Source organism: Pseudomonas sp. O230, from assembly GCF_045447035.1.
Lineage (GTDB): Bacteria > Pseudomonadota > Gammaproteobacteria > Pseudomonadales > Pseudomonadaceae > Aquipseudomonas.
The window spans coordinates 15,185-24,860 of record NZ_JBJGXN010000003.1 but is presented as its reverse complement, the minus strand read 5'-3'; the positions used below and the strand labels follow the sequence as shown (position 1 = coordinate 24,860).

The window sequence follows — 9,676 nt, the reverse complement described above, 5'->3', positions numbered from 1 at the left end:
TTGCTCGCGAAAGCGGTGGGTCAGCCAACATCAATGTTGAATGATTAACCGCTTTCGCGAGCAAGCCCGCTCCCACATTTGAAATAGGTGATCTTGAGAGTGTATTAGGCAGTGGCGGCCATGGCGTGCCGGCGATGGTGAACCTCGAGCTGGTCCTTGATCACCCGCAACACCTTGGCTTCGTGCTCATGGATGAAGAAGTGACCACCGGCCAGCATATCCACAGAGAAACTGCCGTGGGTTTCCCTGCTCCAGCCAATCAGTTGCTCGGTGGTGGCGCGATCAGCCTTGCCGCCGAGCACGTGCACCGGGCATTTCAGCAGTGGACGCCGGATCGGCTCGAAACGGCCGCACAGCAGGAAGTCTGCGCGCAGGATCGGCAGCGTCAGGCTCATCAGTTCTTCGTTGGCCAGCACTTCTTCGCGGGTGCCATTGAGGGTGCGCAGTTGCTCGATCAGTTCGGCATCGGTTTTCGGATCGGCGAAACCCTGGTCGTAATCAGCCCGCATCGTCGGTGCAGCGGTGCCCGAAGCGAACAGCGCCACCGGCTCCGGGCAACCCAGCGAACGCAAGGCATGGGCCATTTCGCAGGCCAGCAATGCGCCGAGACTGTGGCCAAACAACGCGTACGGCGCCTTGAGCGTGGCTTTCTGTTCCTGGGCGAGTTGCAGCGCAAGGCGCCGCATGTCGGTGTGCAACGGTTCGCCGAACCGCGCGCCACGCCCCGGCAGTTCCACCGGCTGCAGCTTGAGCCACCCCGGCAGTTTGCGCCGCCAGCGGCTGTAAACCATGGCGCTCGCGCCTGAATAGGGCAGGCACAGCAATGTCAGCTGGGTCACCGGGCTTACCTCGAAAAGTTGTCTGATAAGAGAACGGATGAGCGCCGGTTTGAATTAGTCGAAGATCCAATGTAGGAGCAGGCTTGCTCGCGAATGCGGTATATCAGTCGACATTAACGTTGACTGACCCACCGCTTTCGCGAGCAAGCCCGCTCCCACATTGGATCTCTATTTCAAATGGCGAAAGCTTTGGACCGCGGAACCGAGCACCACCGCCCCCGCCGCAATCGCCACCCAGAACCCGCTGCGCGCCCCGAACGCATCCACCAGCCAACCCGAACTGGCCGCGCCAATCGCCACGCCGACGCTCATCCCCGTCACCAGCCAGGTCAGGCCTTCGGTGAGTTTGGCCGGCGGCACGATGCGCTCCACCAACGCCATGGCGACAATCAGCGTCGGCGCAAAAGACAGACCCGCGACGAACACTGCCAGCGCCAACCCGGCAATATTTGTCGCCAGCAGCAACGGCAACGTGGTTACCGCCGTCGCCACTCCGCCGTACAGGAACAGTCGCGGCAACGGCACTTTCAAGCGCAACGCGCCGAACGCCAATCCGGCCAGGCATGAACCGATGGCATACACCGACAGCACAATACTCGCCGCCGCCGGTTGGCCCTGCTGCTGCGCGAACGCCACGCTGACCACATCGACCACGCCGACGATGGTGCCCATGGCGACCATCAACAGCATCAGCAACTGAATCTCGCTAGAACGAATGATCGAGCCCTGATGGTGGTCTTCATGGGGATGAATCGCCGGTTCCGTGTCCCGTTGCAGGACGAACGCGGTGACGCCAATCGCCAGCATCAACAGTGCCGCCAACGGCCCCGCTTCGGGGAACGCCACCACGCACAAGCCTACCGACAGCGGCGGTCCGACAATAAAACAGACTTCATCGAGCACCGACTCCAGAGCGTACGCGGTTTGCAGTTGCGGCTCGCCGCGATAAACCTCGGTCCAGCGTGCCCGCACCATCGCCGACATACTCGGCATGCAGCCGGCCAGCGCGGCGAACACAAACAGCGTCCATTGCGGCGCCTGCAAACGCGTGCACAGCAACACCAGCAACAGCGCCCCGCCACCGATCAGTGCCGACACCGGCAAAATCCGGCGTTGCCCGAACCGGTCCACCAAGCGTGAAACCTGCGGCGCGCAAAACGCCGTGGCCAAGGCAAACGTCGCCGCCACCGCACCGGCCAGTCCGTAGCCACCTTGCAGCTGCGAAAGCATGGTGATCAGGCCGATGCCGGTCATGGAAATAGGCATGCGCGCGATCAGACCGGCCAGCACAAAGGCTCGGCTGCCCGGGGCTTTGAACAGTTCGCGGTAGGGGTTGGCCATGGTTCGGGGTCTCGACAAGGGCCTGCAAGTTGCCATATGGCCGTTCAAGGTGGAAGGGGCGAAATGTTGGTTGAATGTGAAGGCCCCATCGCCAGCAAGCTGGCGCCTACAGTTGATCACGTTTCTTCTGCTGCAGGCGCCGGCTTGCTGGCGATGGGGCCCACACGGCCACCCCTTTCCCTCCGCCAAGTGAACTCTCCAGCGCCCAAGCCAGTCAGCTGATTAAGCCCTCACCTCAAGGCGTCAACCTTCATGCTGATTTCCCTCGACCTCGGCGGCCCCCTGATCATCGACCTTGGCATTAGCCTCTATCCGGAGTTTCGCGGCAATGGCTGATCATCATCCCGAACGACAAAGCGCCATCGACGCCCACGGCATCATCGGCGACATGCGCAGTGCAGCGCTGGTCAACGACAAGGGCAGCGTGGACTTTTTCTGCTGGCCGGAATTCGACAGCCCGTCGATCTTCTGTTCGCTGCTGGATACCCCCGAGGCCGGTATTTTCCAACTGGCGCCGGACCTGCCCGACGCCCGCCGCGAGCAGATCTACCTGCCGGACACCAACGTGCTGCAAACCCGCTGGCTCAGCGAACGTGCGGTGGTCGAAGTCACCGACCTGCTGCCGATCGGCGACAGTGAAAACGACTTTCCGATACTGATGCGTCGGGTGCGGGTCGTCAGTGGCCAAGCCACCTTCCGGATGCGTTGCGCCGTGCGTCATGACTATGCACGCGCCAAGACCCGTGCGCGCATGGATGAAAAAGACGTGGCCTTCGAGGCGGCCGACCAGCCGCCCATGCGCCTGTCTTCAGATCAGGCATTGCGTATTGATGGCGATGCAGCGGTCGCCGAGTTCACCTTGAAACAGGATCAGAGCGCCCGGTTTCTGCTCGGTGCCCTCCACGATCCGCGTTTCAAGGAAGGTGCCGCCGAGCTGTGCCTGGAGCGGACGTTGAAGTTCTGGCGCGACTGGATCGGCCAATCCAACTACCGGGGACGCTGGCGGGAAATGGTCAATCGCTCGGCCCTCGCGCTGAAGTTGCTGACCTCGCGCAAACACGGCGCAATCCTCGCCGCCGCAACTTTTGGTTTGCCCGAAACGCCCGGCGGCACACGCAACTGGGATTATCGCTACACCTGGATCCGCGATGCCTCGTTCACCGTCTATGCGTTCATGCGCCTGGGTTTTGTCGACGAAGCCAACGACTACATGCGCTGGCTGCGCGGACGCGTCAGCGATTGCCACGGCAAGTCGATGAAACTCAACATTCTCTACGCCATCGACGGCCGCCAGGAATTGCCGGAAACCGAGCTTTCGCACCTGTCCGGGCATGGCGGCGCGACACCGGTGCGCATCGGCAATCAGGCATACGATCAGGTGCAGCTCGACATCTATGGCGAGCTGATGGATGCGGTGTATCTGGTCAACAAATACGGCGACGCCATTTCCCACGAAGGCTGGAAGCACACCGCGCAAGTGGTGGATCAGGTCTGTGAAACCTGGCAGCAAAAGGACGTCGGCATCTGGGAAATGCGCGGCGAGCAGCACCACTTTCTGCACTCGCGATTGATGTGCTGGGTCGCGCTGGACCGCGCGATTCGCCTCGCCTCCAAACGCTCCCTGCCCGCCCCGTTTGCTCGTTGGGACCAGACGCGCCAAGCGATTTACGCCGACATTTGGGAAAACTTCTGGAACGAAGAGCACGGTCATTTCGTCCAGCACATCGGTGGCACAGCGCTCGACGGTTCGATGTTGCTGATGCCACTGGTGCGCTTCGTCAGCGCCAAAGACCCGCGTTGGCTCTCAACCTTGCAAGCCATCGAAAAAACCCTGGTGCGCGACGGCATGGTTTACCGCTACCGCAACGAAGACACGCGGATCGATGGCCTCGACGGCACGGAGGGCGCATTCGCCGCGTGTTCGTTCTGGTACGTCGAATGCCTGGCCCGGGCCGGTCAGGTGGAGAAGGCTCATCTGGAGTTTGAGCAGCTGCTGCGGTATGCAAACCCGCTGGGGTTATACGCCGAAGAACTCGACAGCCATGCGCGGCATCTGGGGAACACGCCGCAAGCGCTGACGCACCTGGCGCTGATCAGTGCGGCGAGTTTCCTGGACCGAAAATTGAGTGGGGAGAAAGGTTACTGGCAGCCTTGAGACCTCGTCGTCATTGCTTGCCAGCAAGCCGGCACCTACAGATGTGCGCTATGTAGGAGCCGGCTTGCTGGCGATCAACGTTAACTCGGCCCGCCGGCTTAAACACTCGGTTCCTGTAGGCCACACACCTACAAACACTCAACAACCCCGCACGCCCACCCGGAAAATCGTTTGTTGCCACCCATTACATCCCCACCTAACATCCCTCCTCAACGGGTACAGCGGAGCTGTCCAACAAAACCCGAATTCAAGGAACCCGAATGACCCAACGCATCCACCGCAGCATTGACACCCCTCTCCGCACAGGCCTGAACCGCGATGAACTGTGGGAAGGCCCCGACAAAGGCCTGATCAAATGCTGGGAAATCGGCCGCCAACGGGCCGCGCGTTTTCCCGAAATGGCCCAACAATGCCAGGCCGGTGAACTGCCGGTGCTGGGCTGGAAAGGTGGCGTCAGCCGCAGCCTGAAGAAACTCGAAAAGTATGGATCCCTCAAGTACCTCGCGCAGTGGCAGGGGTTGCGCGGGGAAGACCTGGAGGTTGATCTGGCTGAAGAACGCGCATTGACGTGCTCGCGAACCGGGATGGTGGTGACGTTTACGCCGGATCGGGCGAAGTACTTTAATCAGGTCATGGAAACGGACACTTGATCGGCCTCGGCGCTCACCGAAAACCGTTCGCGATAGGCTTGCGGCGTAACCCCCATGGCACGCAGGAAACTGCGCCGTAGCGTCTCTTCGCTACCAAACCCACACTGCACCGCGACCCGCTTGATCGGCACGCCGGTATCGCTGAGTAGCCGCCGCGCCGTCTCGACCCGAATCAGCTCGATGGCCCGCGCCGGCGTCTGGCCGGTGTCGGCGCGGTAGTGGCGGACGAAGCTGCGTTCGCTCATGCCCGCCTGCAGGGCGAGGGTTGGCACACCCAGGTCCACGGTGAGATGTTCGCTGATCCAGGCGTGAAGATCGTCGAAACGGTTACCTTGTTTTTGCAACGACAGGGTCACGCTGAATTGTGATTGACCGCCCGGACGCTTCAGAAACACCACCAACTGCTGCGCCACTTCCAGCGCCATAGTGCGCCCGAGGTCCTCTTCGACCATGGCCAGCGCAAGGTCGATACCCGCAGTGACGCCGGCCGAGGTCCAGACCGGGCCGTCATTGATGAAGATCGGATTGGGTTCGACATGCAAGCGCGGGTGTTTTTGCGCCAACTGCTCGCAACGGGTCCAATGAGTGACCACCCGCCGGCCATCGAGCCAGCCGCTGGCCGCCAGCAAAAACGCCCCGGTGCACACCGATGACACCCGTCGACACCCCGTCGCATGTTCACGCACCCAAGCCACCAGCGCCTCATCCTCCGCCGCCGCGTAAACGCCCCAGCCACCGGCAATGATCAGCGTGTCGCTGCTTTGCTCAGGCAACGGCTCGGCCAACAGCGCCAAGCCCGCCGACGACATCACCGCCCCGCCGCCGCTGGCAATCACTGTCGGTGCATAAGGCGGCAGCAAACCTTTCTGGCGGGCAATGTCGTTGGCCGAGGCGAACACCTGCAGCGGCCCGGTGACGTCGAGCAGTTGCACATTGCTGAAGGCGAGCACATGAATGGTCTTGGGCATGTTTGGCGTAATTCGTGGGGTAATTGGCGTATACGCCAAATCCTACGAGCCTACAGTGAAGCCGTCCACCCACTTCATGAGAAAAAACACCATGACGTTGCAGATCGGTTTTCTGTTGTTTCCACAGGTTCAACAACTGGACCTGACCGGCCCTTACGACGTGCTGGCCTCGCTGCCGGACGTGAAGGTGCATCTGATCTGGAAAGACCTGATGCCCGTCACCGCGAGCACCGGCCTGGTGTTGAAGCCCACCACCACCTTCGACGATTGCCCGGCGCTGGATGTGATCTGCATTCCCGGCGGTAGCGGTGTCGGGCCGTTGATGGAGGATGACGAAACGTTGGCGTTCATCAAGGCTCAGGCGGCCCAGGCGCGGTATGTCACTTCGGTGTGCACGGGAGCGTTGGTGCTGGGCGCTGCAGGCCTGCTCAAGGGTAAACGCGCGACCACTCACTGGGCGTATCACGAATTGCTCGCGCCATTGGGTGCGATCCCGGTGAAGGATCGGGTGGTGCGCGATGGCAATCTGTTGACCGGTGGCGGGATCACCGCAGGCATCGATTTTGCGCTGACATTAGCCGCTGAATTGTTCGATAAGGACACGGCGCAGCTGGTGCAGTTGCAGCTGGAATATGCGCCGGCGCCGCCGTTTGCTTCGGGCTGCCCTGAGACCGCGCCGGTCAGCGTGCTGGAGGATGCGCGGAAACGGGCTGCCGGGTCGTTGAAATTGCGCTCGGAAATCACCGAGCGTGTGGCGGCGAAGCTCGATCAGGTTTCAGTACGCTGATCCATTCCTCGGTGCAGACAATGCCCGGCTTCACCGAGGAATTCCCATCGCCCACAAAAAAACCCGCCTTAGCGGGTTTCTCAAGACCATTTTGACATCCTGTCAGCAGCCATCCAGGCCTATGGTCGATCATCCGTGATCCTGAGTGCATCCTGCGACTCAGTTGATGGACCCAGATTAACTACATTGTTGATGCGTAAACAGACGACATACCCGCCCTCTGGTGTAAGCCATTGACCATTTCATGAAGACTCATCCCAGAGCCTTTTCGACAGACGAAAAAAAACCCGCCAGAGGCGGGTTTTTCCCAAGACCATTGTCGACTTCCTGTCGGTAGCGAATCCTTGCTGATGGTCGATCATCCGTGATCCTGAAGCGCTTCCTGTGCTTCAGTTGATGTAGCCAGAATACGCATCGGATCCAATCTGCAACAGGCGACATCGTTACCACTGCGTGTAAGACATTCGCTATACCAGCCCTTCCGAAAACCCTTAGACACCTCAGGTGTCTAGCCTGCAAGCTACGAATTCAGGGGCCCTCAGGCCATTATTCTTGCTGATGCTCGCGAGCCTTGGTGTTGATCTTCAGAAATTCTTCGATGTTGTTCATCTGCTCATCCCAACCACGGCTGTCCATGCGGAACGCCTTGAGCCGCCGCGTCTGGGGAATGTGATCGAAGCCGGACTCGGTGACCTTGAGCAAGGTGCCGTTATCCATGTCTTCAAGTTCGAAGAGCACCAGCGTGGTGGGCTCCTGGGAGTAGTCGACTTCCGGCTCGACGGCATACGGGTGCCAGCGAAACGAAAACACGCGTTCCGGCTCGACTCGCTCCACCAGGACATTCCACAGCAAGTGTTCATAACCGGGGTAAGTAATCTGCCCCTGAGTCCACTCGCCGGCGACAAAACGCTTGCCTTCCAGTGCCACGCCAAACCACTGCCCGAACGCTTCGGCGTTGGCCAGCACACGCCAGACCTGCGAGCGCGGCGCTTTAAGCAGGATCTTCCTTTCGATGCGATCTGATGCTGGGTTCATAAGTCACCTCCTGTACTGAACAGTAGGCCTGTAAGACCACAAGACCAACCTTAAAGTTGTATCAATCGGGTTTCTCAATCAACCCTGCCTGAAATATTCGGCCGCACATCCGTGGCAAAGTTCGGGGTTGAGAACGAGAGAAGTTGTACAGGTGCGAGGACATCCAAGCGTTCGCAGATCACTTGCAAAGGGCTTGCAGCGCCACCGCAAGCCTATGAGGCTTCGCTACACTGCACCTCACTTTTCCAGTCACAGCGAGAATCCCCATGTACCCACGCGTGCTCCTGGCGCTGACGCCGTTGCTGTTCACCACCGTTGCTCATGCCGTCGATTGCGACAACGCCGCCGACCAGGCCACGATGAATCAATGCGCGGTGCAGCAAAACAAGGCGGCGGACAAGGAGTTGAATGTGCTTTACCAGCAAATCACCGAGCGCTTGAAAGGCAGTCCCGACAGCAAGAAGCTGTTGGTCGGCGCGCAGCGAGCGTGGATCGGGTTTCGGGATGCCGAGTGCAAGTTTTCGGCGTCCGGGGTAGAGGGCGGGAGTGTTTATCCGTTGATCTACAGCAATTGCGTCACGGACCTGACCAAGGCGCGGGTGGAGGCGTTGAAAACTTACTTGAAGTGTCAGGAGGGAGATTTGAGTTGCCCGGTGCCCGGGCAGTAAGTTCCCGTTGTTGCTGAAGGCCCCATCGCCAGCAAGCCGGCTCCTACGGATTCGGCGTGATCCCTTGTAGGAGCCGGCTTGCTGGCGATGGCGGCCGATCAGACGCCGCAATTACCGGACAAATATCTGCGCCGTGGTAATCGCCATATCCCCACCCGGCAATTTGATGCTGCCGATCTGCTTCATGCTCTCGGGATCGAAAATCGCCACGTCATTAAACGTACCGGCGAGATAGATCTTGCTGCCGTCCTTGTTGAAGGAAATGCAGTAGTAGGAATGATCCAGCGTCGCCGCCTGCAGCATTTTCTTTTCCTTGATGTCGTACTTTGCCAGGCGATTGAGCACGCCGAACATCAAGTTCGGATCCTTCGGCGAGCGCATGCCGCTGAAGTAGATTTCCGTCAAAGGGCCGAAGTCGGTGGTTTCGGTCTTGCCGGTTTTCAGGTCGATACTGAACAACCCGTACAGGTACTCGGCGGTCAACGGATCCTGTTTCTTGTCCTTGAATTTCGCCGCGGTGTAGAGCAGCGAGAAGTCATGGCGATAGGTCTGCTGGTTCCACACGTAGAGCACGTCCGGTGCGCTGTAGTTGGCCCGTTTCCAGTGACGGCTGGGGATCAGTACATCGAACTTGCCGGTTTTCACATCAACCTTGTAGACATCCGCCCCGGCCACATACAGCGTGCCGTCGTCGCCACTCTGCATGATGGTCAGCTGCCGTGGCGCCGGGAAACTGCGCAACGGTTTGGCGTCCATGCCGGCGTCGGTGGCGTAGACATCCAGGCGCGGCTGCTGCACTTCGTAGCGGTCGTTGAGCATCAACGTCGGGTTGGCAATGGCGAACAGTTCCTTGCCGTCATGACTGAGGGTAAAGGCGAACATCGACCGCGCTTTCTCCCCCGGCTTCTGGGTGATGCTGGCGTGGAACACCTGCTTGCAGCTGTCCAGTTCGACGCCGTAGACATCGGCGTAGTGATTGTTCAACACGTAAGCGGTCTTGCGGTCCGGCGACAACTGAACGGTGCCAGGACCGAAGGCATCCGGCATCTTGCAGGTCTTGAACAAGGTGTCCGTGGCCAGGTCGAGCACGTGCAGGTTGTTCGGGTAATTGGTGGTCACCATGTACTCGTGACCGTCTTGCAGGGCCGTGTTTTCATCGGCCAGAACACTGAGCGAACAGCTGCTCAGGAGGGCGAAAGCGGCCAGGCCGCAGGCTTTGATGCTGTGCATGCT

9 protein-coding genes are annotated in these 9,676 nt (G+C 60.0%); 4 read left to right on the top strand and 5 right to left on the bottom strand.

The features are described 5' to 3' along the window. Positions 1–104: 104 nt before the first annotated feature. On the bottom strand, positions 105–839 hold the full coding sequence (locus ACI77H_RS06560) for a thioesterase II family protein (RefSeq protein ID WP_407011069.1): 735 nt from the start codon (positions 837–839) through the stop codon (positions 105–107). A 168-nt stretch (positions 840–1,007) separates the two neighbouring features. Continuing rightward, positions 1,008–2,180 (bottom strand): MFS transporter, encoded by a 1,173-nt coding sequence (locus ACI77H_RS06555; protein ID WP_407011068.1) that lies wholly within the window; start codon positions 2,178–2,180, stop codon positions 1,008–1,010. Positions 2,181–2,508: 328 nt separating this feature from the next. On the opposite strand from ACI77H_RS06555, the gene ACI77H_RS06550 reads away from it, so the two are divergent. Together ACI77H_RS06550 and ACI77H_RS06545 are read left to right on the top strand one after the other, a co-directional pair. After that, a complete protein-coding gene (locus ACI77H_RS06550; protein WP_407011066.1) occupies positions 2,509–4,335 on the top strand; it encodes a glycoside hydrolase family 15 protein in 1,827 nt (608 codons plus the stop codon). Positions 4,336–4,595: 260 nt separating this feature from the next. Further along, on the top strand, positions 4,596–4,985 hold the full coding sequence (locus tag ACI77H_RS06545; protein ID WP_407011065.1) for a hypothetical protein: 390 nt from the start codon (positions 4,596–4,598) through the stop codon (positions 4,983–4,985). Here the strand turns inward: ACI77H_RS06545 and ACI77H_RS06540 are convergent. Then, positions 4,961–5,953 carry a GlxA family transcriptional regulator gene (locus ACI77H_RS06540; RefSeq protein WP_407011064.1) on the bottom strand — a complete coding sequence of 331 codons (993 nt, stop codon included), beginning with the start codon at positions 5,951–5,953 and terminating at the stop codon, positions 4,961–4,963. The genes ACI77H_RS06545 and ACI77H_RS06540 overlap by 25 nt on opposite strands. Before the next feature lie 91 nt (positions 5,954–6,044). On the opposite strand from ACI77H_RS06540, the gene inhA reads away from it, so the two are divergent. Then, positions 6,045–6,740 carry an isonitrile hydratase gene (gene inhA, locus ACI77H_RS06535; RefSeq protein WP_407011063.1) on the top strand — a complete coding sequence of 232 codons (696 nt, stop codon included), beginning with the start codon at positions 6,045–6,047 and terminating at the stop codon, positions 6,738–6,740. 546 nt (positions 6,741–7,286) lie between these two features. Here inhA and ACI77H_RS06530 read toward each other — a convergent pair. Then, on the bottom strand, positions 7,287–7,775 hold the full coding sequence (locus tag ACI77H_RS06530; RefSeq protein WP_407011062.1) for an SRPBCC family protein: 489 nt from the start codon (positions 7,773–7,775) through the stop codon (positions 7,287–7,289). A 266-nt stretch (positions 7,776–8,041) separates the two neighbouring features. On the opposite strand from ACI77H_RS06530, the gene ACI77H_RS06525 reads away from it, so the two are divergent. Continuing rightward, the gene (locus ACI77H_RS06525) at positions 8,042–8,443 is read left to right on the top strand and encodes a lysozyme inhibitor LprI family protein (protein ID WP_407011060.1); all 402 of its coding nucleotides are present in this window, start codon (positions 8,042–8,044) and stop codon (positions 8,441–8,443) included. A 111-nt stretch (positions 8,444–8,554) separates the two neighbouring features. Here ACI77H_RS06525 and peaD read toward each other — a convergent pair whose 3' ends face one another. After that, positions 8,555–9,673, bottom strand: a complete 1,119-nt coding sequence (peaD, locus tag ACI77H_RS06520) for a quinohemoprotein amine dehydrogenase subunit beta (RefSeq protein ID WP_407011059.1) — start codon at positions 9,671–9,673, stop codon at positions 8,555–8,557. Positions 9,674–9,676: the final 3 nt, after the last annotated feature.